The sequence below is a fragment of the Bartonella callosciuri genome (assembly GCF_014203215.1).
Classification (GTDB): Bacteria; Pseudomonadota; Alphaproteobacteria; order Rhizobiales; family Rhizobiaceae; genus Bartonella; species Bartonella callosciuri.
On record NZ_JACHIM010000001.1, the window covers coordinates 233,285 to 259,865 of the forward strand.

Annotated in this window: 20 protein-coding genes and 3 tRNA genes; 3 read left to right on the forward strand and 20 right to left on the reverse strand. The window is 37.7% G+C overall.

Annotated elements, in window-relative coordinates:
* Nucleotides 1–159 precede the first annotated feature (159 nt).
* From HNQ69_RS01020 to HNQ69_RS01100, 17 genes are all read right to left on the reverse strand, one after another.
* The gene (locus HNQ69_RS01020; protein WP_183228258.1) at nt 160–1,836 is read right to left on the reverse strand and encodes a ribonuclease J; all 1,677 of its coding nucleotides are present in this window, start codon (nt 1,834–1,836) and stop codon (nt 160–162) included.
* Nucleotides 1,837–1,889: 53 nt separating this feature from the next.
* Nucleotides 1,890–2,699, reverse strand: coding sequence for a biotin--[acetyl-CoA-carboxylase] ligase (locus HNQ69_RS01025; RefSeq protein WP_183228259.1), 810 nt, complete (start codon nt 2,697–2,699; stop codon nt 1,890–1,892).
* On the reverse strand, nt 2,699–4,153 hold the full coding sequence (gene nuoN, locus HNQ69_RS01030) for an NADH-quinone oxidoreductase subunit NuoN (RefSeq protein WP_183228260.1): 1,455 nt from the start codon (nt 4,151–4,153) through the stop codon (nt 2,699–2,701). The genes HNQ69_RS01025 and nuoN overlap by 1 nt, the downstream gene beginning before the upstream one ends.
* Before the next feature lie 17 nt (nt 4,154–4,170).
* The gene (locus tag HNQ69_RS01035; protein ID WP_183228411.1) at nt 4,171–5,640 is read right to left on the reverse strand and encodes an NADH-quinone oxidoreductase subunit M; all 1,470 of its coding nucleotides are present in this window, start codon (nt 5,638–5,640) and stop codon (nt 4,171–4,173) included.
* Nucleotides 5,640–7,604 carry an NADH-quinone oxidoreductase subunit L gene (nuoL, locus tag HNQ69_RS01040; protein ID WP_183228412.1) on the reverse strand — a complete coding sequence of 655 codons (1,965 nt, stop codon included), beginning with the start codon at nt 7,602–7,604 and terminating at the stop codon, nt 5,640–5,642. Before nuoL ends, HNQ69_RS01035 begins: the two co-directional genes overlap by 1 nt.
* Nucleotides 7,605–7,610: 6 nt before the next feature.
* Nucleotides 7,611–7,919 (reverse strand): NADH-quinone oxidoreductase subunit NuoK, encoded by a 309-nt coding sequence (gene nuoK, locus HNQ69_RS01045; protein WP_004860043.1) that lies wholly within the window; start codon nt 7,917–7,919, stop codon nt 7,611–7,613.
* 9 nt (nt 7,920–7,928) lie between these two features.
* Nucleotides 7,929–8,549, reverse strand: coding sequence for an NADH-quinone oxidoreductase subunit J (locus HNQ69_RS01050; RefSeq protein WP_183228261.1), 621 nt, complete (start codon nt 8,547–8,549; stop codon nt 7,929–7,931).
* Between the two features lie 96 nt (nt 8,550–8,645).
* The gene (gene nuoI / locus HNQ69_RS01055) at nt 8,646–9,137 is read right to left on the reverse strand and encodes an NADH-quinone oxidoreductase subunit NuoI (protein ID WP_183228262.1); all 492 of its coding nucleotides are present in this window, start codon (nt 9,135–9,137) and stop codon (nt 8,646–8,648) included.
* A gap of 14 nt (nt 9,138–9,151) precedes the next feature.
* Nucleotides 9,152–10,198 (reverse strand): NADH-quinone oxidoreductase subunit NuoH, encoded by a 1,047-nt coding sequence (gene nuoH, locus HNQ69_RS01060; protein WP_183228263.1) that lies wholly within the window; start codon nt 10,196–10,198, stop codon nt 9,152–9,154.
* Between the two features lie 22 nt (nt 10,199–10,220).
* Nucleotides 10,221–12,290, reverse strand: a complete 2,070-nt coding sequence (nuoG, locus tag HNQ69_RS01065) for an NADH-quinone oxidoreductase subunit NuoG (protein ID WP_183228264.1) — start codon at nt 12,288–12,290, stop codon at nt 10,221–10,223.
* A gap of 66 nt (nt 12,291–12,356) precedes the next feature.
* Nucleotides 12,357–13,664: an NADH-quinone oxidoreductase subunit NuoF gene (nuoF, locus tag HNQ69_RS01070; protein ID WP_183228265.1), complete on the reverse strand. Its 1,308-nt coding sequence runs from the start codon at nt 13,662–13,664 to the stop codon at nt 12,357–12,359.
* Nucleotides 13,665–13,827: 163 nt separating this feature from the next.
* Complete coding sequence (nuoE, locus tag HNQ69_RS01075; RefSeq protein ID WP_183228266.1) at nt 13,828–14,478, reverse strand: NADH-quinone oxidoreductase subunit NuoE; 651 nt, start codon at nt 14,476–14,478, stop codon at nt 13,828–13,830.
* A complete protein-coding gene (locus HNQ69_RS01080; protein WP_183228267.1) occupies nt 14,478–15,668 on the reverse strand; it encodes an NADH-quinone oxidoreductase subunit D in 1,191 nt (396 codons plus the stop codon). The genes nuoE and HNQ69_RS01080 overlap by 1 nt, the downstream gene beginning before the upstream one ends.
* Before the next feature lie 125 nt (nt 15,669–15,793).
* Complete coding sequence (locus HNQ69_RS01085; protein ID WP_183228268.1) at nt 15,794–16,405, reverse strand: NADH-quinone oxidoreductase subunit C; 612 nt, start codon at nt 16,403–16,405, stop codon at nt 15,794–15,796.
* A 14-nt stretch (nt 16,406–16,419) separates the two neighbouring features.
* Nucleotides 16,420–17,001: a NuoB/complex I 20 kDa subunit family protein gene (locus tag HNQ69_RS01090; protein ID WP_183228269.1), complete on the reverse strand. Its 582-nt coding sequence runs from the start codon at nt 16,999–17,001 to the stop codon at nt 16,420–16,422.
* The gene (locus tag HNQ69_RS01095; protein WP_183228270.1) at nt 16,992–17,357 is read right to left on the reverse strand and encodes an NADH-quinone oxidoreductase subunit A; all 366 of its coding nucleotides are present in this window, start codon (nt 17,355–17,357) and stop codon (nt 16,992–16,994) included. The genes HNQ69_RS01090 and HNQ69_RS01095 overlap by 10 nt, the downstream gene beginning before the upstream one ends.
* A 316-nt stretch (nt 17,358–17,673) precedes the next feature.
* Nucleotides 17,674–17,750: transfer RNA gene (locus tag HNQ69_RS01100), tRNA-Asp, on the reverse strand.
* 175 nt (nt 17,751–17,925) lie between these two features.
* Between HNQ69_RS01100 and HNQ69_RS01105 the strand changes: the two genes are divergently transcribed.
* The 3 genes from HNQ69_RS01105 to HNQ69_RS01115 all read left to right on the forward strand — a co-directional run bounded on the left by HNQ69_RS01105 (nt 17,926) and on the right by HNQ69_RS01115 (nt 21,414).
* A tRNA-Val gene (locus tag HNQ69_RS01105) sits at nt 17,926–18,001 on the forward strand.
* A gap of 950 nt (nt 18,002–18,951) precedes the next feature.
* Nucleotides 18,952–19,041: transfer RNA gene (locus HNQ69_RS01110), tRNA-Ser, on the forward strand.
* Between the two features lie 978 nt (nt 19,042–20,019).
* The gene (locus HNQ69_RS01115) at nt 20,020–21,414 is read left to right on the forward strand and encodes an amino acid permease (protein WP_183228271.1); all 1,395 of its coding nucleotides are present in this window, start codon (nt 20,020–20,022) and stop codon (nt 21,412–21,414) included.
* 97 nt (nt 21,415–21,511) lie between these two features.
* Here the strand turns inward: HNQ69_RS01115 and ilvC are convergent, their stop codons facing one another.
* From ilvC to HNQ69_RS01130, 3 genes are all read right to left on the reverse strand, one after another.
* A complete protein-coding gene (gene ilvC / locus HNQ69_RS01120; protein WP_183228272.1) occupies nt 21,512–22,531 on the reverse strand; it encodes a ketol-acid reductoisomerase in 1,020 nt (339 codons plus the stop codon).
* A gap of 1,889 nt (nt 22,532–24,420) precedes the next feature.
* On the reverse strand, nt 24,421–25,155 hold the full coding sequence (locus tag HNQ69_RS01125) for a pyridoxine 5'-phosphate synthase (RefSeq protein ID WP_183228273.1): 735 nt from the start codon (nt 25,153–25,155) through the stop codon (nt 24,421–24,423).
* 77 nt (nt 25,156–25,232) lie between these two features.
* On the reverse strand, nt 25,233–26,354 hold the full coding sequence (locus tag HNQ69_RS01130; protein ID WP_183228274.1) for an ATP-dependent DNA helicase: 1,122 nt from the start codon (nt 26,352–26,354) through the stop codon (nt 25,233–25,235).
* Nucleotides 26,355–26,581: the final 227 nt, after the last annotated feature.

Here is a 26,581-nt window from a genome sequence, read left to right on the forward strand (position 1 = left end):
CTATATTCTGAATGCTTGCAAACATAACGATCAGATTGTCAAAAAATTTATGTGCTTTATTCCTTATTAAGCTTAGTTGGAGCAATATAATAATCTGACAATTCTCTTCTCTCTCTCTTTACTTCATTAAAAATGAAAATAAAGTAATACTAAAATGCTTTATTTTGATCGATGTAAAAAGACTGTACAGACAGGCTTTTTCTGCCAAATTTCATTAACGGCTGCTCTTACTGCACGTCGTATTGCTTCTCGAATAAGTTCATTATTTTTTCGTTTAATGCGTGGAATATTATAAAGTGTATTTCCCACAATATCTAAAAGAATATCTTTCAAATTCTCTCCCTTTCCATTATTCGCAGGTAGCCCGAGTGTGGTGAGACCAACCTCACCCAATAGCTCATGCTTGCTATTCATATGGAGAGAAACAGCAACGTGGCCAGCATAACTTAATTTGCGACGTTCATGAATCCCTAATTCATCCTCATCCCCAATAAGGCAACCATCTTTATAGATGCGACCAACAGGGGCTTGATCAACAACTCCTACTGGCTCTGGCGCAAGCCGTAGTACACTACCATTTCTAATCTCAGCAACGGTTTTAATACCTGCTTGCCGTGCTAAATCAGCCTGAGCAGCAAGATGCATTGCCTCACCGTGTACGGGAACAAGTATCTGTGGTTTTATCCAATCATACATCTGTAAAAGTTCTGAACGACGAGGATGACCTGAAACATGAACAAGAGAATCTTCATTCGTAATAACTTTAATTCCCATATCGATGAAACGATTTTGTATCTCAAGAATAGCTTTTTCATTTCCTGGAATACTTCGTGACGAATAAATAACCGTATCACCAACAGAAAGTGCAATATTTCTCATTCCACTACGTGATAGTTTTGCTAAAGCAGCACGCGACTCTCCTTGGCTACCGGTCACAACTAAAACAATATCTTTTCGCGGAATATAACCATAATCATCTTCTGTAACAAATGGGGCTAAGTCGTTCATATAACCAAGCTCTTGCGCAACCATAAGACTCCGCTTCAAAGAGCGCCCAATGACAAGAACCTTGCGCCCAACAGTTTCGGCCGCAAGAGCAATTGAACGTATTCGACCAACATTAGATGCAAAAGTAGCTATTGCAACACGCCCCTCAGCTTTCGAAAAAATTTCAGAGAGGCTTGTTTGAACCTGCTGTTCTGATGGCGTTATACCATCCCGACATGCATTCGTAGAATCACAAAGCAATGCTAAGACACCTTTATTACCTAAAGTGTGAAACCGTTTTTCATCCGTTACAGCTCCAAGTGAAGGTGTATGATCAATTTTCCAATCACCAGTGTGAATCACGGTACCTAAAGACGTTGTAATTGCTAAAGATACAGATTCTGGAATCGAATGGTTAACTGCAATAGATTCGATTGCAAAGGGCCCTACCTGAAAACAATCACCAGCTTGAAAAATATTGAGTGGAATTTTACAAGATTCAAAATCTGATTGCTTTTTACTCTCCAATAGTCCTGCTGTAAAAGGTGTACAGTAAAGTGGAACTTTAAGCTTTGGCCATAAATCAAGAACGGCACCATAATGATCTTCGTGAGCATGTGTCAAAATAAGACCACGTATATTATGTTTTTCACTTTCTAAAAAACGAATATCAGGTAAAATAAGATCTGCCCCCGGTAATTCAGAACCAGCAAAATTAACCCCCATATCAATAAGCAGCCATTCACGAAAATTTTGTGGACCAAAGCCGTAAGCAGCCAGATTCATCCCTATCTCACCTACCCCTCCTAAAGGTAAAAAAACAAATTCATTCTCATTGGCTGCAACCATAAATAACTCCTAAATGATTAAGATAATCTGATGGTGAAATAAAGTTCTATAAATTAATAACGGCCTGCAGTAGCAGAAGCAGCCAAACCAAAATGAACATCTCCAGCTGTTATAATGGCGTGCTGACCATTTTTTTGTTTTATGATGCAGTTAAAATCCCTATCAAGACCATCAAAAATACCTTCGATGCTTCTTTCACCATTAACCACTTTGATATGTTGCCCAAGATGAGCAGAAGAGGAAAGCCATTTTTCGCGGATTATCTCACTTCCTCCTGACTGTTTCCAAAGGAGATAATTTTTAGAAAAATACTCAGTCAAAACGGTAAATAACTGTCCTGCTTCAATATGCAAACCAATATTCTTTAAACTTGAAGTAGGATACGGCGCATCTTCGTAATAGTATTTGACATTCATTCCAATACCAATAACCAATGCATATTGTTGTGATGGCAATTTAAAAATCTCGAGCAAAACTCCAGAGCTTTTAGCTCCTCTTAACAAAATATCATTTGGCCATTTTAAGCCAATAATATTGTTCACTTGCTTTTCATCTTTTATAAACTGTTTTACTGCCTCTACCATACTTACTCCAGCAACAAAACCAAGCTGAGCAGCAGTTTGATGAACAATATCATCAATTAATAAAAGACTCGAATAAAGGTTTCCTTTCGGACTAAACCAAGCCCTCCCTCTTCTACCTCTTCCCTGAGTTTGCTCTTGCGCAACAACCCAGAGATACCCTTTATGACCAGCTTGCGCTTTTTGTTGTGCAATGCGATTTGTTGAATCAACACTTTCATACGATTCAACAACGTATCCTTGTTTTTGTGCAAAATCTGATAAGATATAAACCATATTCATTAAAACAATGCAGTAGCGGCTTTTTCTGCTAACTCAACGAACCAAGCTCCCAAAAGCGTATAGAATAAAATAAATAATGCTGAAAGACCAAGACAAAATTGAAGCTCATTCGATAAAATAATAAAATGGGCTTTTGCATCATCAAACCACATAATTTTAATGACTCGCAAATAATAAAAAGCTCCAACAACAGACGCTATCATCCCAACGACAGCAAGTGGAGTAAGGCCAGCATGAACAGCAGCAGAAAATGTATACCATTTCCCAAAAAAACCAGCCATGGGTGGTATACTTGCTAAAGAAAAAAGCTGTATCGTCATCACAACAGCCATAAACGGATTCGTTTTTACCAACCCTGAAAGATCATCAATATTCTCAACATTTCCAGCATTAGACCGCATTCCAAGAATAAAAGCAAATGAACCAAGCGTCATGCCAAGATAAATAGTCATATAAAGAATAACACTTTTTACTCCAAGCATATCTCCAGCAGCTAAACCAACAAGTGCATATCCCATATGACCGATTGATGAATAAGCCATTAAACGCTTAATATTGCTTTGGCCAATTGCAGCGAATGCACCAAGTATCATAGACGTAAGCGCCATGAACACCAAAATTTGCTGCCATGCAGGCATAGAGCCATCGGCACTCTCTAGTGGAAGAAAGGTCATAACAAGAACACGAATAATGAGTGCCATCGCGGCAACTTTAGGAGCACCAGCAAAAAATGCTGTAATCGGTGTTGGTGCTCCTTCATAAACATCGGGTGTCCACATATGAAAGGGAACTGCAGAAATTTTAAAAGCCAAACCAGCCAAAATGAAAACAATTCCAAAAATAGCCCCCAGTTGTAAGTTTTCACCTTTTAAAGCAATGGCAATTTCATGAAAACCAATTTGACCCGTAAAACCATAAAGCAAGGAAATACCATAAAGCAATAATCCTGAAGACAATGCTCCTAAAACAAAATATTTTATACCAGCTTCAGAAGATTTCACATCATCACGATTAATCGCAGCTAAAACATATAAAGCTAAGGATTGTAATTCTAAGCCCATATAAAGTGACAACATATTACCAGCTGAAATCATCAGCATCATGCCAAGAGTTGCTAAAAGAACAAGCACCGGAAACTCAAATATATTGAGATTTTGAGAACTGGCAAAACCAACAGACATAATAAGAGCAAAAAGTGCACCAATAAGCGTTAAAATTTTCATATAACGACCGAAAGAGTCAATAATCAGCGTATTGGTTTGAAATAAACCATTTTTCGAAAAAATAACAATGATAACAATGGTTGCAACAAGAAGAGCAATGGTCAGACCAGTCACAGTTAAAGAGGAGCGTGCATTGGAGTAAACACCAACTAAAAGCAATACGACTCCCCCTAATGCTATTAAAATTTCTGGAAAAATTAATACTAATTGAGTTATTATTTCAGTTTGCATGTGCATTCTTCCCTTATCTAGTGCAGTTTATTGATGAGGGCTTCTACGGAAGACGCCGTTGCTTTAAGAATAAGCGTTGGATAGATACCAAAAAATATTGTAAGAGCAACCATAGGATAAAGAATAAATTTCTCTCTTGAAGAAAGATCAATAAGGACTTTTAAATTCTCTTTATCCAAAGAACCAAAAACTACTCGCCGATAAAGATAAAGTGCATAGGCAGCCGATAAAATAACGCCGGTTGTAGCAAAAATAACAATCAACTTATTCACTTGAAAAACGCCTATTAACGTTAAAAATTCACCGAGAAACCCCGAACTGCCAGGTAAACCAATATTTGCCATAGTGAAAATTAAGAAAACAACGGCATATTTTGGCATGTTATTCACTAAACCACCAAAAGCTGCAATTTCGCGTGTATGCAAACGATCATAGATAACCCCAACACAAAGAAATAAAGCTGCTGAAACAATTCCATGCGAGAGCATCTGATAAATAGCCCCCTGGATACCTTGTTCATTTGCAGCAAAAATGCCCATCGTCACATATCCCATATGCGCTATTGAGGAATATGCAATGAGTTTTTTTATATCATCTTGAACAAGTGCAACCAGTGAAGTGTAAATAATAGCAATAAGCGATAAAGTAAAAACCAAAGGCGCAAAATCAGCTGAGGCAGTAGGAAACATTGGTAAAGAAAAACGAAGAAAACCATAGCCGCCTAACTTGAGTAATACACCGGCTAAAATAACCGAACCCGCCGTCGGTGCTTCTACGTGAGCATCAGGGAGCCATGTATGAACTGGCCACATCGGCATTTTAACCGCAAAAGAAGCAAAAAACGCAAGCCATAACCATATTTGCATATGGGCGGGAAATTGATAATTTAGTAAAGCTGGTATATCGAGTGTTCCAGTCTCCCAGTACATAGCCATCAGAGAAACCAACATAAGCACTGAACCAAGTAATGTGTATAAGAAAAACTTTATACTTGCATAAACACGACGTGCTCCACCCCAAACGCCTATAATAATAAACATTGGAATGAGGCTGCCTTCAAAAAAAACATAGAACAATATTGCATCAAGAGCACAAAAAACTCCAATGATCGCAACTTCAAGAAGAAGAAAAGCAATCATATAAGCTTTTAATCTATCTTTAACATTCTCCCAACTTGCTAAAATACAAAAAGGCAAAAGAAAAGCCGAAAGAACAACAAAAAGAATAGAAATACCATCAACCCCCATATGATAGCTAATTCCTCCCCCTAACCAATTGAACTTTTCAACCATTTGAAAATTCGGATTTGTGTAATCAAAACCTCCCCAAATAATTAAGGAAATAATAAAAACAAATACAGTCGTAAAAAACGCTACATTGCGTATATTATGCCGTGCTATCTCGCTATCATCTTTGATAAACAAAATCAGCAGCACACCAACAAGCGGCAAAAATGTAACTGTAGAAAGAATAGGCCAATCGGTCATCAGTTTACGCCCCCGATCATCATCCATGTGATCAGCAATGCAACACCGATAAGCATTGCAAATGCATAGTGGTAAAGATAGCCTGTTTGCATTCGAACTACTCTATTTGTAATATCAACAACACGCGCTGCAATAGCATTCGGACCCAGACCATCAATAATCTTACCATCCCCTACTTTCCAAAGAAAAAAACTAACTCTGAAAACAGAACGAACAAATAAAAAGTGATATAATTGATCAAAATACCACTTTTGATAAAGAAAACGATATACTCCCGGCATAGCTCCAGCTAACTTTTTTGGAAGAGAAGGAAAAGAAATATATAATAAATAGGCTAACATAAATCCAAGAACCATCGCTATAAATGGTGACCACTTTACCCAATTAGACACATGGTGGACATCATGAAGAATGTGATTGTGGCTGTTTGTAAATAATGCTTCCTTCCAAAAAGTATCATATAAATCACCAAAAAAGTAAGGTTGAAAAACGACACCAGCAAATATTGCCCCCGTAGATAAAACGAGAAGTGGAATCAACATAATCGGAGGCGATTCATGAACATGATGCATAACATCAACAGTCGCTCGTGGTTTACCGTGAAATGTCATAAACATAAGCCGCCATGAGTAAAAACTTGTTAATAAGGCAGCAAAAACAAGAAGATAGAAAGCATATCCTGAAGCAATATTATGTGAGGCAAAAGCAGACTCTATAATCGCATCCTTAGAGAAAAAACCAGCAGTCCCGAATAGGGTTCCTGGAACCCCAACACCTGTCAAGGCAATGGTCCCTATCATCATCATCCAATAAGTTACCTTTATGTGCTTGCGTAATCCACCCATTTTTCGCATATCTTGTTCATCAGATACCGCATGAATTACAGAGCCCGCACCAAGAAATAATAAGGCTTTAAAAAAAGCATGCGTAAAAAGATGAAAAACAGCTGCTCCATAAGCGCCAACACCAAGAGCAACAAACATATAACCAAGTTGTGAACATGTAGAATAAGCAATAACACGCTTAATATCATTTTGCACCAACCCGACAGTTGCTGCAAAAAACGCAGTCGTTGCTCCAACAATGACAATCATTGTTAAAGCAGTCGAAGAAAGTTCAAAAATTGGCGACATACGCGCAACCATAAAAACACCAGCTGTTACCATTGTTGCTGCATGAATAAGCGCTGATACAGGAGTTGGCCCCTCCATTGCATCAGGGAGCCATGTATGTAAAAGAAATTGTGCTGATTTTCCCATCGCACCAATAAACAATAAAAGACATGTAACAGTGATCGCTGTTTGTCCATTCAGTTGCCAACCTAAAAATATCATGTCTTGTGAGAAGTTCTTGTCTGCAGCTTTTGCAAAAATAGAGGCAAAATCAACCGATTGGAATAAAATAAAAATACTAAAAATTCCTAAGAGAAAACCAAAGTCTCCGACACGATTAACCACAAAAGCCTTCATTGCTGCCTTATTAGCAGAATCTCGCTGAAACCAAAAGCCAATGAGCAAATAAGAGGCAAGTCCCACCCCTTCCCATCCAAAAAACATCTGAATCAAGTTATTGGATGTCACCAACATAAGCATCATAAATGTAAATAAAGAAAGATAAGAAAAAAAACGGGACCTTGAAGGATCGTGATGCATATAACCAATTGAGTAAATATGGACTAATGCCGAAACACTGTTTACCACAACGAGCATCACAGCTGTTAATGTATCAATATGTAATGCCCAATCAAAACTTAGCCCCCCGACAGTGAGCCAATGTAATATTAAGACATCAACGACTGGAGCATGACCAAGTGCAATATTTAAAAAAGCTACCCATGAAAGTACAGCAACAATTACCATAAAACTGCATGTTATCAATTCATTAGCGCGATCTCCTATAGTTTTTCCACCCATAGCAGCAATTAAAAAGCCAAAAAGCGGAAGAAAGACGATCGTATAATACATCATTGGTTAGCCTTTCATTACATTAACATCTTCAACCGCAATAGAACCACGATTACGGAAGAAAACCACAAGAATTGCCAAACCAATTGCGGCTTCAGCAGCTGCTACTGTTAAGATAAATAAAGCAAATATCTGACCAACAAGATCATGAAGAAATGCTGAAAACGCAACAAAATTAAGATTAACCGAAAGCAGTATAAGCTCAATGGACATCAAAATAATAATCACATTCTTTCTGTTGAGAAAAATGCCAGCAATACCGATTGTAAACATCAAAGCAGAAACAATGAGATAATGCGTAATATCAATGTGCATAGCCCCCCCTTAAATGCCTTTGCTTGATTCAACTTTTTTGATTTCAATTGCATTTTCTACTGTTCTAGAAACTTGTACTGCAATAGATTGTCGCTTAACATTAAGCTTATGACGAAGTGTCAAAACAATAGCACCAATCATTGCAGTCAATAAAATTATTCCAGCAATTTGAAAATAGAAAACATAATCCGTATAAAGTATATCGCCTAATGCCTGTGTATTCGTTCGCTGTAATAAGTCTGGCATTGGTTGCAGAACATGTGTTCTAAGAACTGGAGAAAAATGGCTGCCAACAAAAGTAATAATCAATTCTATAGCAACAATACCCCCAACAAGAGTTCCAATAGGGGCGTATCGAAGTGCACCACTCTTTAATTCAGCAAAATCAACATCAAGCATCATAACAACAAATAAAAATAAAACAGCGACAGCTCCAACATAAACAACAAGCAGAATAAGCCCCAAAAATTCTGCTCCTACGAGCAAAAATAAGGCTGCAGCATTAAAAAATGCCAATATTAAAAACAAAACGGAATGCACAGGATTGCGTGCTGTAATGACAACTACCGCACTCGCAAGCATAATAAAAGCAAAAAAATAGAAAAATGCCGCCGCTAGATCTGTTAGCATAGGCTTCTCCTCAACTAAAAAAACAATTGGTACGATACTTCATACCAGATTACAACTTATCGGAAAAATTATCCGACACCTCATTCAAGAATACACTTAACGATAGGGTGCATCCATCAATATATTTTGAGAAATTTCTCGCTCCCAGCGGTCTCCATTCATTAAAAGCTTCTCTTTATCATAATAAAGTTCTTCACGCGTTTCTGTTGCAAATTCAAAATTTGGTCCTTCTACAATAGCTTCAACTGGGCAAGCTTCTTGACAAAAGCCGCAGTAAATACATTTAACCATATCTATATCATAACGAACAGTTCTGCGTGTACCATCATTGCGCCGCGGTCCGGCTTCAATTGTAATAGCCTGTGCAGGGCAAATGGCTTCACATAACTTACAAGCAATACACCGTTCTTCACCATTTGGATAGCGACGCAGCGCATGTTCACCACGGAAACGCCCAGAAACAAACCCCTTCTCATAAGGATAATTAATTGTAGGCTTTGGTGCAAAAAATTGACGCATTGCTAAGAAGAAAGCACTCACAAATTCCAATAAAAGGAGTGACTTTGCTGCCTGAAGAAAACCTGACACCGTGAAACCTCCTCTTAAACAAAACCAGTATACTGTAAAAAAGCAGCAGTTATTACAACCATTGCCAATGAAAGGGGAAGAAAAACCTTCCAACCAAGCCGCATGAGCTGATCATAGCGATAACGCGGAACAACTGCTTTAACCATAGCAAACCAAAAAAATACAAAACAAACTTTTAGAACAAACCAAATGATACCAGGAATCCAATTAAGCCACCAAACATCCAAGGGCGGCAACCAACCACCTAAAAATAAAATAGTTGTTAATGCGCACATTAACACAATAGCGACATACTCACCAAGAAAGAAGAGCATATAAGGTGTTGAAGAATATTCAACCATGTGACCAGCAACAAGTTCAGATTCTGCCTCCACTAAATCAAAAGGAGGACGATTTGTCTCAGCAAGTGCGGAAATAAAAAATACAATAAACATGGGAAAAAGAACGAGCCAATTCCAATCAAGAAAACTAGTAAAAGGAAGACCAAGAGCTGTACCAAGTCCATAACTTTGTTTATGAACAATCGTTGTGAGATCCAATGAACCACTTACTAAAATGACAGTTACAAGTACAAATCCAATGGAAACCTCATAAGAAACCATCTGTGCAGCTGAACGAAGAGCCCCTAAAAAAGGATATTTTGAATTTGACGCCCATCCTCCCATAATAACGCCATAAACTTCAAGAGATGAAATAGCTAAGATGTAAAGCAAACCGACATTAATATGGGCAACTGCCCACCCTTCATTGACCGGAATAACAGCCCAAGCTGATAAAGCAAGCGTAGCAGAAACAAAAGGCGCCAAAAGGAAAACACCCTTATTAGCACCAGCTGGAATAATAGGCTCTTTAACAACAAATTTAATTAAATCCGCAAAAGACTGTAATAATCCCCACGGACCAACAACGTTCGGACCACGCCGCAATTGCACTGCCGCCCAAATCTTTCTATCTGCGTAAAGAAGATAAGCAACCAAAACCAAGAGAACAACTAAAAGCAGAAGTGTTTTTCCAACTATAACGAGTAATGGCAATAACCAAGTCATAAAGAAATCGTACATTATTATTCCTTTTTCTCTGTCCTTACTCTATAACTTGCGTGACACGACTCTTTGCGAGAGAAGAACATTCAGCCATAACTGCAGAAGCGCGTGCTATCGGATTTGTCAAATAGAAGTCTTTAATCATAGAAGTAAAGACTTGCCTCTCCAGAGCAACCATTTGTGAACCAAGCGCTTTAAGATTACCTATATCAGAAGGCACTATATCATCAATGGCACAAAGATGTGGATAATCATTAAACAAGCTCTCTCTTAACTGATAAAGCGAATCAAAAGGAAGTTTTTGTCCTAAAACATCTGATAAAGCACGTAAAATAGCCCAATCTTCTTTTGCTTCTCCGGGAGCAAAACCAGCACGATTTGTCATTTGAACACGCCCTTCTGTATTCACATAAAGCCCCGATTTTTCAGTGTAAGCCGATGCTGGCAAAATAACATCAGCAGCATGGGCACCATTATCACCATGGCTACCAATATAAATTATAAAGGATTTAGTCTTGCCTAACTCTACTTCATCAGCCCCAAGCAAAAATAAAACCTCACAAGTTTTAAGAATATTTTCAACCCCAAACTTAGAAGTAAAACCGATATCTAACCCTCCCACGGTTGACGCTGTATTGTGAAGAACACCAAATCCATTCCATTCTTCACTAAGGGCTCCAATACTATCAGCTAGTTTTGCAAGACTTTTTAAAACAGACAAACCATCTTTACCCGAAAGCGCTCCCTCCCCAATAAGAATAAGGGGCCTCCTCGCTTCTTTTAACATATTTAAGAATGCATCCTCTCCACGAATAAGTGCACTCAATGCGTCAGTACCAGCTCCAAGATAAGCGTACGGATAACGTAGGTCGGCCTTCTCACCAATTAATGCAATGGGGAACTGTCCCATCCGTTGACGTTTTAAAATGCGTGCATTTAAAACAGCAGCTTCATGGCGGGGATTAGACCCTACGATAAGCAATGCATCAGCCTGTTCAATTCCTGCAATCGTTGGATTAAAAATATAACTCGAACGCCCAAACTCAGGGGATAAAGCCGTCCCTCTTTGACGACAATCAAAGATCTGTGAATCCAACGAAATCAGTAATTTTTTAAGCGCATACATTTCCTCAACAGACGCAAGATCTCCTGCAATTGCCCCAATTTTTTCTGGTGAAGCTTTAGAGATCACCATTTTAATTTTTTCAAAAGCCTCTACCCAACTTACAGATTGAAGCTTTCCATCTTTACGTACATATGGCCTATCAAGCCGCTGAGTGCGCAACCCATCCCATATAAAACGTGTCTTATCAGAAATCCATTCCTCATTTACATCTTCATTCGTACGCGGCATAATCCGCATAACTTCACGACCGCGGCTATCAATACGGATCGCACTACCAAGCGCATCCATTACATCAATCGATTCCGTTTTAATCAACTCCCAGGGACGTGCGTGAAATGCATAAGGTTTTGAAGTTAAAGCCCCTACTGGACAAAGATCAATAACATTTCCCTGCAATTCAGATGTCATTGCTTTTTCAAGATATGTCGTAATTTCAGCGCCTTCACCACGACCTATCAAACCAAGCTCAGAAATACCTGCAACTTCCGTCGTAAAACGAACACAACGCGTGCAATGAATACACCGCGTCATAACAGTTTTCACAAGTGGCCCAATATATTTATCTTCTACAGCACGCTTATTTTCTGTATAACGAGAACAGTCACGTCCGTAGAACATTGCTTGATCTTGAAGATCACATTCCCCCCCTTGATCACACACAGGACAATCCAAAGGATGATTGATGAGGAGAAATTCCATCACACCTTCACGTGCTTTTTTTACCATCTCTGTGTTGGTAAAAATTTCTGGCGCTTCACCATTAGGCCCTAATCGCAAATCGCGAACTCCCATAGCACAAGAAGCCTGAGGTTTTGGAGGGCCACCTTTGACCTCAACCAAACACATGCGACAATTTCCAGCAATTGATAAAGATTCATGAAAACAAAAACGTGGTACTTCAGCACCTGCCGCTTCAGCAGCTTGAAGCAACGTGTAGTAATCAGGAACTTCAATTTCTTTACCATCAACTTTGATATTTATCATCACTCATCCAGCCTGCGGATAATCCACTTAAAACTTGCATTCTGTTACTCTTAAAGACAAAATCCTCTATCCAATTGCTTCCAAAGCAATATTTTTTCTTTGGACAACATTTCGTGTATAATCATCAATTCTACGCTCAATTTCTGGACGAAAATTACGTATCAATCCCTGTATAGGCCATGCTGCTGCATCACCAAGTGCGCAAATAGTATGCCCCTCAACTTGTTTAGAGACTTCAAACAGAAGATCAATCTCGCGTTTTTGTGCTCTTCCCTCAACCATACGCCCTAAAAGACGCATCATCCAACCCGTACCTTCACGACATGGCGTACATTGACCACAGCTTTCATGCTTAAAAAAAGCCGCTATACGCCAAATTGCCTTGATAATATCAGTCGACTTATCCATCACAATCATACCACCTGTCCCAAAAGAAGATCCGACATCTCGCATCCCATCAAAATCCATGATTGCATCAATCATATCTTCACCACGAACAACTGGGCAAGAAGCTCCACCTGGAATAACTGCTAAAAGATTATTCCATCCGCCACGAATACCAGCTGTATGTTTTTCAATTAATTCCCGAAAAGAAACACCTAGAGCTTCTTCAAACGTACAAGGAGCATTAACATGCCCAGAAACCATGAATAATTTCGTTCCGACATTATTTGCACGCCCAATCGATGAAAACCATGAAGCACCACGACGCAAGATTGTTGGAACAACAGCTATAGATTCTACATTATTGACTGTTGTTGGACATCCATAAATTCCCATATTTGCGGGGAATGGTGGTTTAAGTCGAGGTTGCCCTTTTTTCCCCTCAAGGCTTTCAAGAAGAGCTGTTTCTTCACCACAAATATAAGCACCGGCTCCATGATGAATAACAATATCGCACACATGTCCATATTTCGTTTTTTTGCCAAGTAAGCCCGAATCATAACATTCATCAACGGCAAATTGAAGTGCTTCACGCTCTCGAATATATTCACCACGAATATAGATAAAAGCAACATTCGCTCCCATAGCAAAAGTAGCAAGTACACATCCTTCAATTAAAGTATGAGGATCATGCCGTAAGATATCGCGGTCTTTACATGTCCCAGGCTCTGATTCATCTGCATTTACAACCAAATAATGAGGACGACCATCACTCTGTTTTGGCATAAAGGACCATTTCATTCCCGTCGGAAAACCAGCACCACCACGCCCACGCAAACCCGAGGACTTGATCTCATTAATGATCCAATCACGGCCTTTTTCTATAATTTCCTTGGTACTATCCCAATGCCCACGCGATATTGCACCTTTTAATGACTTGTCTTTTAAACCATAAAGATTGGTGAAAATGCGATCTTTATCAGCCAGCATACCCCACCTTTTTTTCTCTTGCCCATAGCATTCTTAATTTTTCCTCAAATGCAATCCTTAAATATTTTTTCAAAAACTCTTACCTTCTCGTCAAATATTGCTGCGATGGATAAAATAATAAAACGCCTTTTTAAAAAATGCTTACTACTCTCCCACTTCTTCCTTATTCCTTTTTCTTTGAAGACTTAAGGAACGTCTTTTCCTTTTCATCAATAAGTGAAGTTAAACCGCTAATCGGCTCCGATGATTTACGACTGTTTTGCGGACCAACCGCTATCTCAGACCCTTTACCGGCTTCAAATGCATCAATAATTTCTTCGAGACGCTTAGCCGTAAGATCCTCATAAGTATCTTTAAAAATCATAACCATAGGAGCATTGACACAAGCGCCAAGACATTCCACTTCTTCCCATGATAATGTTCCATCCGGATTGGTAACAAAAGGCTCATGATGAATTTTTTTCTGACACACTTTAATTAATTCACCAGATCCACGTAACATACAAGGAGTCGTACCACAAACTTGAATATGCGCCTTTTTTCCAACTGGTTTGAGTTGAAACTGAGTATAAAAAGTCGCAACCTCTAAAACACGAATGTAAGCCATGGAAAGAATCTGAGCAATATGCTCAATCGCAGCACGTGTCACCCAACCATCTTGCTCTTGAGCACGCATAAGTAATGGAATTACAGCAGACTGCTCACGCCCTATAGGATATTTTTTTATAGTATTTTTCACCCATATCTGATTTTCTTTTGTAAAAGAAAACTCTGCAGGTTGGTAAATATCATCTGCAAGACGACGCACGGACATTAGCGATCAACCTCTCCAAAAACAATATCAATTGAGCCTAAAATAGCTGGAGCATCCGCCAACAAATGACCTCGGGTTAAAAAATCCATAGCTTGAAGATGAGCAAAACCAGGAGCACGTAATTTAACACGATAAGGCTTATTCGTTCCGTCAGAAACAATATAAACTCCAAATTCACCCTTCGGAGCTTCTACAGCAACATATACCTCTCCAGGAGGTGTATGAAAACCTTCCGTATACAGTTTAAAATGATGAATAAGTGCCTCCATGGAACTTTTCATTTCGCACCGCTTTGGTGGCACTATTTTACGATCTAAACTCGAGACTGGTTCATTTTTTTCCGTACTAAGCAAACGATCCACGCATTGGCGCATAATTTTTGCTGATTGACGCATTTCTTCCATACGAATGAGGTAGCGATCGTAGCAATCACTGTTCTTACCTACAGGAATATCAAATTCCATTTCATCATAACATTCATAAGGTTGGCTTTTACGCAAATCCCACGGCACACCGGCGCCACGAATCATGACTCCAGAAAAACCACGTGCCCAAGCTTCATCAATACTTACTATACCAATATCCACATTACGCTGCTTAAAAATTCGATTTGGCGTTATAAGCGCATCAAGTTTACCAAGAGCAATAAGAAATGGATCAATAAAATTACCGATATCCTCAATTAAAGATTCCGGTAAGTCTTGATGCACACCCCCAGGACGAAAATAATTTGCATGAAGACGTGCGCCACACGCACGCTCATAAAAAACCATCAATCTTTCACGTTGCTCGAACCCCCAAAGAGGTGGTGTCAAAGCACCAACATCCATTGCCTGTGTTGTTACATTAAGCAAATGATTAAGAATGCGCCCAATTTCAGAAAACAAAACACGTATTAACTGCCCACGTTTAGGAACCTCAACACCTAATAATTTTTCAATAGCCAGCACAAAAGCATGCTCCTGATTCATAGGAGCAACATAATCTAAACGATCTAAATAAGGACAAGCTTGAAGATAAGTTTTTGTTTCCATTAATTTTTCGGTACCGCGATGCAATAATCCAATATGTGGATCTACACGCTCAACAACTTCACCATCCAATTCCAGAACCATGCGTAAAACCCCATGCGCTGCAGGATGTTGTGGTCCAAAATTGATATTAAAGTTCCGAACATTGACCTCAGTCACTATAAACCCCTTGTTTTTCTAAAAAGCCTCATATAAAATATTAATGAGAAACCATTATCATAATGAAAACATTTAATTATTTAAAAAGTCTATCACTCTAATCTCAAGCCCTACAAGGTCCAATATCACTTTTTGACATCTGCTTTATCATCATGTGGGAAAATATACTCTCTTCCTTCCCAAGGGGAAAGAAAGTCAAAACTGCGCATTTCTTGTCGCAAAACAACAGGTTCATAAACCACCCTCTTTGTTTCATTATCATAACGACATTCAACAAACCCTGTTACAGGAAAATCTTTACGTAAAGGATACCCTTCGAATCCATAGTCGGTTAAAATTCGCCTTAAATCTGGATGCCCTGAAAATAAAACTCCATACATATCATATGTTTCACGCTCATACCACTCTGCCCCAGGATAAACCGCACAAGCAGAAGCAACAGGAGTATTTTCATCAGTACGTACTTTAACACGCAAGCGCAAATTCTTACGAGGAGATAAGAGTTGGTAAGAGACATCAAAACGCTTATCACGAAACGGATAATCAACACCACTAATGTCTGTAATATTAACAAACTGACAGCGAGAATCATCACGAACAAACATTAAAACGTCTGTAATTGCATCAAGACGGGATACAATAGTCAACTCACCAAATGCAAGAATGGTTTCTTCAAGCTTATTTCCTAATTTGTCTTTCAAATAGGTAGCAAGTTCAACCAGTGATTCATCCACCATGACAATAATGCCTTCTATCGCTCTATGGAACCAGTACGCCGGATTTTTTTCTGCAACAATAATATACCGTATAGTAATGCCTCCGCTGTAGGAGGACACCCTGGAACATAAATATCCACAGGAACAATACGATCGCAGCCACGTACAACTGAATAAGAATAATGGTAATATCCCCCACCGTTTGCACATGACCCCATAGAAATCACATAACGCGGCTCTGGCATCTGATCATACACTTTTCTTAAAGCAGGTGCCATCTTATTTGTTAGAGTGCCCGCTACTACCATGACATCTGATTGACGGGGTGAAGCACGTGGCGCATAGCCAAAACGCTCATTATCATAGTGAGGCATTGAACACTGCATCATCTCGACAGCACAACAAGCCAAACCAAAACTCATCCACATTAAAGAACCGGTACGCGCCCAAGTAATTAGAGCATCTGCCGAAGTAACTAAAAAACCTTTATCTGATAATTCAGCATTAATATCACGGAAGAAACTGTCGTCAGATCCCACCAATTTTTCCCCATTCGGACCAACTAACCCTTTTTCTTGTGGAGCAGTAATAGTTGAATTGTTAGATATTAATCCCATTCAAGAGCTCCTTTTCTCCACTCATACATAAATCCGATAGTCAAAAGTGCTAAAAATACAATCATCGACCAAAAGCCGAACACACCTACCGAGCTAAATGAAACGGCCCAAGGAAAAAGAAAAGCAACTTCAAGATCAAAAACAATAAACAAAATTGATACTAAATAAAAACGAATATCAAACTTCATGCGCGCATCATCAAACGAATTAAACCCGCATTCATAAGCTGATAACTTTTCGGGATCGGGGGAACGATAAGCCACTATATAAGGCATAATTAAAAGCCCCCCCGCAATAACTGCCGAAACAATAATAAAGATCAAAACCGGTAAATAAGAACTCAGTAAATGAGTCATAATCCTCTTCCACCTTAATGAAATGATCTGGGATTAACGCAATCACTCCACATTGTTAAATCAAATAGATAAATTATAAACTGCTCTGTTAACTCCGCTCGCACTGTTTCAAGAACACAATAAAGCAATGCTTTTCTTATTAACATAGGTAACGCAGAGCAAAGAAAGACGCAAGCCCTATTCTTATAAACCACATAAAAAGGAGGAAAATCTGTATTCTAAAAAACATACTAAAGCTAACACTCTAGATACTATATCCCGCGCATATAAAATGCTCACGCTTAAAAAACAAAAATTCTATGAATAAATTGCGAAATGGCGCGAGTGACGGGGCTCGAACCCGCGACCTCCGGCGTGACAGGCCAGCACTCTAACCAACTGAGCTACACCCGCGCAATTCTTTCTAACCAATTTATTATTGGCATAAGCGGTCGTGTAAGGGGTTCATCCGTTTATGTCAAGAAGGCTTATGCATTTTTTCAAAAAAATCATCAAACATTATCTTTATTCTTGCGTTTGGAAAAATTTTTCCTTAAAGATTGCCTATTCAATTGCTAATCATTGCATCGGGCGATTAGCTCAGCTGGTAGAGCGCCTCGTTTACACCGAGGATGTCGGGAGTTCGAGTCTCTCATCGCCCACCATTTAGCTTTATTTTATCAATAACCTATTGATTTTATATATCTTTTTCAAGGTGCGGGATAAATAAAGGTTAGGGAATAGCATTTTTTGACATTTTTCCGCAACAGAGAATTTTCCTCTCTTTTCGCTTCGCTAATTACTTCTAATAATTGTTTGAATGCTTCGAAAGCTTCTCGTGAAAAAACATTTAAAATTCTCATAAACATCCCAACAATTTTACGACTCAATGGATCCCAAGGCTTTATTGTAAAATAACTTACAAAAAGAATCAGCTTCTTTTCTTAAAAGGGATCGCTGTTTCTTGATCTAAAGCATAGAGTTCAATAATTTTTTTCCATCCTAACTATAAGCTTTTTATCAATCTCTACAAGAAAACAAAATATGCTTTAAGCTATAAAATGAAAAAGGAGTTTTAGAATAAATGTAGCCTGCGATTCGTGATCTGTTTAAAGGCATAAGTAGTAGAAACATAAAAAATGATAAATATAATATCATAAGCACAATCATGTGTGCGCTAAAGCCACACTTTAGCTGCTTTACTCTAAACGGTTAAGGAAAAATTAATGATTTTTTAGCCCAGAGTTATGTAGTAGTTGTGGATTTTATAATAATACAACATTGTTTTCGATAACCTCAATGTAAAAGGAGATCTAAACCTAACCCAAAAAAAGAAAACCATTTCGAGAAAAAGAATAAACTTGCTCAAGAAGCGCTACTGTCTTAGTCAATAATAGCATTTTAAAGCTCTGTTATAATATCGTATCTATCTTTCATTTCTTCGGTGTGAAATTATTCATATTATAATGAAGCTAAAATTAAGCAAAATTTTAAGGATTCAAAGGATTAAAAGTTATTTTTAATAACGCTTCAACCAGTTTTATTAAAAATGCCTAAAAGCACATTTAAATGATTGACCTTTTGCGAGAACTTTGTAAAAAAGCATATTCAGTTTGGAGGGGTGGCCGAGCGGTTTAAGGCACCGGTCTTGAAAACCGGCGTGCAGGAGACTGTACCGTGGGTTCGAATCCCACCCCCTCCGCCACAGCACTTTTATCGTGCTATAACTTATTGATTTTATATGTGTTTTTTTAAGGTGCGGGATAAGTAAACAAAGGTTCGGGAATAGGATTTTCAAACTTGCTGTTCCAAAACGCATTCTTTTTTACTAATTTTCTCTAGTTGTAGTTTGACAGTAGGTTTTGCATAATTTGACAGCAGGTTTTGCATCAATTTATTTTTTTTCAAAGAGTTTTAAAGGGGGTCTCAAAGGGTCTTCAAAGACCTTTCAAAGCTTTCTCTCATTTTTACCATGAAAACGCTCTTTTTTCTGATTTTTGGTAATTTTCGCAATTTTAGGTGTCAAAATCTATTTTGGCAAAACGCGCTTTTAATGCTAAATTTTATGCATAAAAATAACAAATTATCACCTATTCCTAACTAATCCCACCTCTTCTCACTTACTGCAAAACCTACTGTCAAACTACAGGTGAGGGATGCGTGGATAAAAGTGAGGGAATAGGATTTTCAAACTTGCTTTTCCAAAACGCATTCTTTTTTACTAACTTTCTCTAGTATTTACTAATTTTCTCTAGTAATTTTTTGAATGCTTCTAAATCTTCTTGTGAACGAACATCTAAAACTCTAACAAACATACCAACAATTTCACAACTCAATGGATTACAAGGCTTTATTGTAAAATAACTTACAAAAAGAATCAGCTTCTTTTATTATAAGAGATCTGCTGTCTCTTGATCTAAAACATAGAGTTCCATAATCTTTTCTTCGCAATAGTTTATCAGTCTTCTCAGAAACAACTAAATTCCGTATCAGATATCTGTTACATTATTCTGGATAAAGGAATATATCCTTATTAATTCCATATTCTTTTTCTTTATCCACATGACGTGATAAAAAATGTTTTCTACTTTACTCCTCATTTATATCATGCTTCGATACGGAGAGATTTTTCATTTTCAGTGTAATTTTAAGCTTAATAATAATTAAAGGGGGCTTCCTAAAAATGAATGATGAAAAAAACATAAAAGAAAATCCTCAGAAAAAACTGCAACGCGGACTCGACAACCGCCATGTGCAGCTTATCGCTATTGGTGGTGCCATTGGAACAGGACTCTTCATGGGATCAGGAAAAACAATCAGCGTAGCAGGCCCTTCAATCCTACTCGTTTACGCTATTACCGGTTGCGCCTTATACCTCGTAATGCGCGCTATGGGAGAATTATTACTTTCTAACTCACAGTACCGATCTCTTGTAGACTTTGCAACCGATCTGCTAGGACCAGGAACTGCTTTTTTTATTGGCTGGAGCTATTGGTTGAGTTGGGTTGTAACCGGAGCCGCAGATATTATAGCGATCATCACTTATATGCACTTTTGGTGGCCAACACTCAACCCATGGATTATTGTTTTCACGTGCGTTATTTTCTTTCTAAGCTTTAACCTTCTTGCCGTAAAATTATTTGGTGAACTTGAGTTTTGGTTTGGTCTTATTAAAGTCGTAGCAATTATAGCATTAATCATTGTTGGATTTTATATGATCGCTACTGGCTTTACCTCTCCAAACGGTACCGTTGCCTCTCTTAGCCACGTATGGAACGACGGAAATATCTTTCCTCGAGGAATTACAGGTTTTTTTGCTGGTTTTCAAATTGCCATTTTTGCTTTTGTTGGTATAGAAATTTCTGGAACGACTGTAGCTGAAGTGAAAGAGCCTAAAAAAGTTCTACCAAAAGCAATTAACTCAATACCTATTCGTATTGTACTCTTTTATATCTTTTCTCTTCTTGTGATTATGTCAGTCACACCTTGGGACCAAGTGAAGCCAGATAAAAGCCCCTTTGTCGCAATGTTTTGCCTTGCTGGCATTCCAATAGCTGCTGGCTTAGTAAATTTTGTTGTTCTCACATCAGCTGCTTCTTCAGCAAATAGTGGTATTTTTTCTACCAGCCGCTTGATATATGGTCTTGCAACACAAAAAGGAGCTCCTAAACTTTTAGGAAAACTTTCTGGCAACCGCGTTCCAGCTAACGCTCTATTCTTTTCTTTCTTGTGTATTTTATTAGGGTATACAGTTGCATCGCTGTCTCCAAGCATCATAAGTGCTTTTACAATTGTCTCCAGTATTTCAGCAATTGCATTTATATTCGTATGGTCTGTGATTTTGATCAGCTATATCGTTTACCGACGCAATCGTCCCCACCTACATGCTGAATCCATCTACAAAATGCCAGGGGGCGTTATCATGTGTTGGGTTGTTTTAGTCTTCTTTGCTTTCATTCTCTTTTTGTTAACATTAGAATCTGATACCCTAATAGCGTTAAAATATACTCTATTATGGTTTATTTTATTAGGCATAACGTATTTGACATTTGTAAGGAAAAACTCAACTAAAAGATAACACATAAAGTTTGTACATAAAAAACATCTTTAAAAGGGTTACAAAAGTTACCCCTTTTTATGCATAAAATATGCGAACTCTTAGTTCCATATAAACTTCAATTACGCTCTTTATCAACCAAAGCATTAGATTTTATCCAAGGCATCATAGAACGGAGTTTTTTGCCAACTTCTTCAATAGGATGACTGCCATTTAGACGCCGCATACCTTTAAAGTGAGCTGCACCAGCTTTGTATTCTTGAAGCCAATTTGATGTAAATTTACCCGTCTGAATATCCTTCAAAATACGTTTCATTTCTGCTCTCGTTTCATCCGTGATCACGCGTGGACCAGACATATATTCACCCCACTCAGCTGTATTAGAAATCGAATAATTCATATTTGCAATACCGCCTTCATACATGAGATCAACAATCAATTTAACCTCATGTAAACACTCAAAATAAGCCATTTCCGGCGCATAACCTGCTTCTGTTAGTGTTTCATAACCTGCCCGAATAAGCTCAACAAGACCACCACAGAGAACAGCTTGTTCACCAAAAAGATCAGTCTCGCACTCTTCTTTAAATGTTGTTTCAATCACTCCAGCACGTCCGCCACCAAGACCACACGCATAAGATAATGCTACTTCATGTGCCTGCCCTGAAGCATTTTGTGCAATTGCAATTAAACAAGGAACTCCGCGACCACGTTGATATTCATTACGCACTGTATGGCCTGGACCTTTAGGAGCAATCATCACAACATCAACTGTTTTTTTAGGTTCAATTAAACCGAAATGAATACTCAAGCCATGCGCAAAAGCTATCACTGCGCCATCACGTAAATGATCATGAATATGCTCTTTATAAATATCAGCTTGCAATTCATCTGGTGTCGCCACCATAATAAGATCTGCCCATTTTGCTACTTCAGCAACACCACTAACCTCAAAGCCATCTACCGTAGCCTTCTTAGCTGTTGGCGATCCTGCACGCAAAGCAATTTGTACATTTTGAACACCGGAATCTTTCAGATTTAAAGCATGCGCACGTCCTTGTGAACCATAACCAACAATGGCTACTTTTTTTCCTTTTATCAAATCAACATTTGCATCACGATCATAATAAACACGCATAAAAAACTTCCTTCTCTCTCTATGTAAAATAAATTTCAGCTTATTTTTATTGAATAAAAAGTAAAAAATTAATTTAAGTGCTTCACACACTATAAATAACAAATACACCGCTTATAATAACAAAGCAATTGAGCAATCTTTTTACATTTATACATTGCATACAAAAATATAATTCAAAAACCTTTCAAAAAAATATCCGGATTACCAAATACAATTTAAATAATATTCTACAAAAACGATATATTATACAAAATAATACTTATAAAAAGACATACATCTTCTAAGATTCACTTCTTCTTCTGCATAAGAAAGCATTGTATCTTTAAAATTAAAGAAAAACCAGACGGATTTTAGCATGAACCAAACCAAAATGGATAGCAAGAAAAATTATAAATAGGGGGTACTGTTTTTATAATTGAGTGCAAAAAATTTATTTATTCCTCTCTCATGATAAAAAACACTTTATACAGCCCTCAATTTCGACACCCCTGTCGTATGTGATATCTCGTATTTTGATTGAACAAATTTATAATTAAAGAAAAACATCAAAGTACTCAACATAGTAAAATTTTATCAAACATTCATCTTAAAAAAACTCCCGAGCAAGTACTGGTTAAAAGTAACAAAACCTACATCATTCATCGTAATAAGCCTTAGTAATCCATTACCCCCATAAATCTAAAAATTTTTTTTTCTAAAAATATTCCATTGAACTTAATAGAAATCTCGTATTTTAAATGAAGCTTACTAATGACTTTCAGCTTCTCATCAGTAAGTTTCACCGAAGCTATAAATTTAACATAGCCTTTTTCTTCACAGGCTCATATGGATAAAACTCATTACTAATTATGTTAAGAAACAGACATTCACAATATTGAGTGTAAAAGTTCTTTTTCTATCGTAATATATGCAGCAAAAATATAATCTAATTATGAAAAAGAGGTAATGTTTCAGCTGTACACCACATCGGTAAAAACTTTACTCCTCACATACTAAAGATAAGCAATAATAATCTGGCAGCTACAGATTAGTATATTATATTTTCACAGTCATCGAAATGTAAAAATTTTGATCCGCAAAAGTGCACGATAAATACTGATCTTTCGGTATTTATTTTTCATAAAAATTTACATGATAATATGTTCTAAGCTTTAGACAAACTATGTTGTAAACTCGTACAAGAATCTTATCTGATATCATTCATCTACGTCTACAGCTTCGCACTTTTATTCTTTGCCTTATTGAAGATTAGTAGAGCTAGTTTGATTATGACTGAAATCCATAATATACACTGTAAATACTTTATAAAAATTTTATTCTTTAGCTCTCCTGAATATTATAATACAAAATTCATTATGCATCACTGCCTTTATGTTTACGAAGGTAAAAACCGGTACCACCATTCCTATTGATCAGCTCATAATGTTACCGACTGCCCTTACACTTAGACAATGTGTATAAGAAACATTTTCGATCCTTTCTTAAATGATTTTTATTCATAGGTTGATCCATCTTTTAATGCGCAAAAACAAACAGTTTTTGTTGATTCATCATAAACGAGTTTGAAATATGTAAAATACTGTATTCGTGATTTAAACTTAAATTGCAAAAACAATTAATTATCATAAAAAATTAATGTTTTATATAAAAGGTTGTACAAGAGGATTTGATGAAACATCTTCATAACTGGTAGCATGAACAGAAAAGCATTCAATACACTGAAAAATAGACAACACCAACTAACCATATCGGTAATAGATTTCTGTTGCTACCATAATGCGTACCACAAACGCTGTTACTTATCTAACTATATGCCAAATTACTTTTTTAAAACGAACGAACAGAAGTTGATAAAAGAGCATTCTTCTAATTGGATAGAGAGAAAAAGATCACACCAATAATTGAATAAAACGCTGAACAGTTTCACGCATTCCATACTCTAACGCATCAGCAATAAGCCCATGACCAATAGAAACTTCATCAAGCCAAGGAATACGATTAATAAGAGAAGGAAGATTCATAATTGTCAGATCATGCCCTGCATTAACACCTAATTGCAGCTCTTGAGCTCTTCTTGCTGCTAAAACAAGTTTATTGAGCTCTTGATCCTGTTTTGTTTTATCTTCAAATGCACCACCGTAAGCCCCCGTATAAAATTCTACACGATCAGCACCAATCGCTTTAGCAATATCAAGACCATCGACAATAGGGTCAGCAAATAACGACACACGAATTTTTTTTGCTTTCAAGCGTTGAATAATAGGCGCTAAAAATTCTGCATTACGATCAAAATTCCAACCATGATCAGAAGTTAACTGAGTAGGATCATCAGGAACAAGAGTTATCTGATCAGCATAATTTTCTACTATATCTAAAAATGCATCGCTTGGATAACCTTCAATATTAAATTCAGCAGTAGGAAATGTGCTGTTAATTAAACGGTATATATCTGGCAAATCAGCAAAACGAATATGTCTTTCATCAGGACGTGGATGGACTGTCAAACCTGCTGCACCAGCTGTAAGTGCTATATGTCCAACATTCTTGATATTTGGCCAAGGAAGATTACGCCGATTTCGTAAAAGGGCAACAGCATTAAGATTAACTGAAAGTTTTATTGCCATGCACACTCTCATTTCTATATACAATTCTAAAGACAGAAAAAATACATTCTCCAGTATAACCCTAGAGAATAAATTTTCTATCGAACAATTGTTAAACGCTCTGCTGCACGCGTAATTCCTGTATAAAGCCAACGTGAATACATATCACGAAATGCAAAACTTTCATCAAACAAAACGACATTGTCCCATTGAGATCCTTGCGCTTTATGAACAGTTAACGCATATCCATAATCAAAATCATCATATCTTTTTTTTAATTGCCATGAAATCTCATTATTAGGATCTTCAAACATTGCTTTTAAAAGCTTAATCTTCGCTACCCCACGATCGCTTTCTTCTGGTTTAATAAGAAAGCTAATACCTGGTTTAGTAGTTTCCTTCTGTGAAGTCATTACTTTCCATAAAGAGCCATTCAACAAGCCTTTGGGTGGATCATTGCGCAAACACACAAGCTTATCTCCCGCTTGTGGATAATCTGCTGTAAATCCCTTCAACACACGCAAACGTTTATTATAACGGTGACGTGTTCGGTTAACCCCAACCAACACCTGATCAGCTTCCAAAACCAATTCCTGATCGACCTCTTTGCGTGAAATAACCCGAGCAGCCCCATAATCACCATACGCAATATCGCGTCCTTCACGCACATCCATAGCCAGACGAACAATCGGATTATCACGAGCTTGCCGATGAATTTCTGAAAGAAGAAAATCCGGTGCACTATTGGAAAAAAAACCGCCTCCTGATATGGGAGGCAATTGACCCGGATCACCAAGAACAAGAATCGGCGTCCGAAAGCTCATCAAATCACGCGCTAATTGCTCATCCACCATCGAACACTCATCAATAATGATAAGCTTAGCTTGCGCAGCTGCACTTTTCCGATTAAGTGCAAATGTCGGTGCAATAGATTTTTTTCCTGTTACTTCATCGGAAACTTCTTCTTCCCCGCGCGGACAATAAATCAGCGAATGAATAGTACAAGCATTGCTCGCGCCTTTCGAGCGCAAAACCTGTGCTGCTTTGCCTGTAAACGCAGCAAATTGAACAGAACCATCAACTGTTTCCGCAAAATAGCGCGCAAGCGTTGTCTTCCCTGTCCCTGCATAGCCAAAGAGGCGAAAAAGTGGAGAATGCCCATTTTTCAACCACGCAGCAACAGCTTTCAATGCATTATCCTGTTCCCGTGAAAATTGCATAATTTATCAAAATAAGATTCGCATAAAAAGAGCAAGCGTTTTGGAAATAAAACCACTCTCACAGCACAATTATCAACCATCGTAGCAATTACTATTGTTCACAATACTTCAACAATCTAAGTTTTATATCCAGACAAAATTTGTATCAGCCTTCTTGAACAAATATCACACTTTTTATGAAAAACATTCTTTTTTACAACAAAACACAAACAACCTATTAACATACG

Excerpts from the sequence above, each read along its gene's own strand:
- HNQ69_RS01020 (WP_183228258.1), bottom strand. The coding sequence starts at position 1,836 with ATGGTTGCAGCCAATGAGAATGAATTTGTTTTTTTACCTTTAGGAGGG.
- HNQ69_RS01025 (WP_183228259.1), bottom strand. The coding sequence starts at position 2,699 with ATGAATATGGTTTATATCTTATCAGATTTTGCACAAAAACAAGGATAC.
- nuoN (WP_183228260.1), bottom strand. The coding sequence starts at position 4,153 with ATGCAAACTGAAATAATAACTCAATTAGTATTAATTTTTCCAGAAATT.
- HNQ69_RS01035 (WP_183228411.1), bottom strand. The coding sequence starts at position 5,640 with ATGACCGATTGGCCTATTCTTTCTACAGTTACATTTTTGCCGCTTGTT.
- nuoL (WP_183228412.1), bottom strand. The coding sequence starts at position 7,604 with ATGTATTATACGATCGTCTTTCTTCCGCTTTTTGGCTTTTTAATTGCT.
- nuoK (WP_004860043.1), bottom strand. The coding sequence starts at position 7,919 with ATGCACATTGATATTACGCATTATCTCATTGTTTCTGCTTTGATGTTT.
- HNQ69_RS01050 (WP_183228261.1), bottom strand. The coding sequence starts at position 8,549 with ATGCTAACAGATCTAGCGGCGGCATTTTTCTATTTTTTTGCTTTTATT.
- nuoH (WP_183228263.1), bottom strand. The coding sequence starts at position 10,198 with ATGTACGATTTCTTTATGACTTGGTTATTGCCATTACTCGTTATAGTT.
- nuoG (WP_183228264.1), bottom strand. The coding sequence starts at position 12,290 with ATGATAAATATCAAAGTTGATGGTAAAGAAATTGAAGTTCCTGATTAC.
- nuoF (WP_183228265.1), bottom strand. The coding sequence starts at position 13,664 with ATGCTGGCTGATAAAGATCGCATTTTCACCAATCTTTATGGTTTAAAA.
- nuoE (WP_183228266.1), bottom strand. The coding sequence starts at position 14,478 with ATGTCCGTGCGTCGTCTTGCAGATGATATTTACCAACCTGCAGAGTTT.
- HNQ69_RS01085 (WP_183228268.1), bottom strand. The coding sequence starts at position 16,405 with ATGGTGGATGAATCACTGGTTGAACTTGCTACCTATTTGAAAGACAAA.
- HNQ69_RS01090 (WP_183228269.1), bottom strand. The coding sequence starts at position 17,001 with ATGGGATTAATATCTAACAATTCAACTATTACTGCTCCACAAGAAAAA.
- HNQ69_RS01095 (WP_183228270.1), bottom strand. The coding sequence starts at position 17,357 with ATGACTCATTTACTGAGTTCTTATTTACCGGTTTTGATCTTTATTATT.
- HNQ69_RS01115 (WP_183228271.1), top strand. The coding sequence starts at position 20,020 with ATGAATGATGAAAAAAACATAAAAGAAAATCCTCAGAAAAAACTGCAA.
- ilvC (WP_183228272.1), bottom strand. The coding sequence starts at position 22,531 with ATGCGTGTTTATTATGATCGTGATGCAAATGTTGATTTGATAAAAGGA.
- HNQ69_RS01125 (WP_183228273.1), bottom strand. The coding sequence starts at position 25,155 with ATGGCAATAAAACTTTCAGTTAATCTTAATGCTGTTGCCCTTTTACGA.
- HNQ69_RS01130 (WP_183228274.1), bottom strand. The coding sequence starts at position 26,354 with ATGCAATTTTCACGGGAACAGGATAATGCATTGAAAGCTGTTGCTGCG.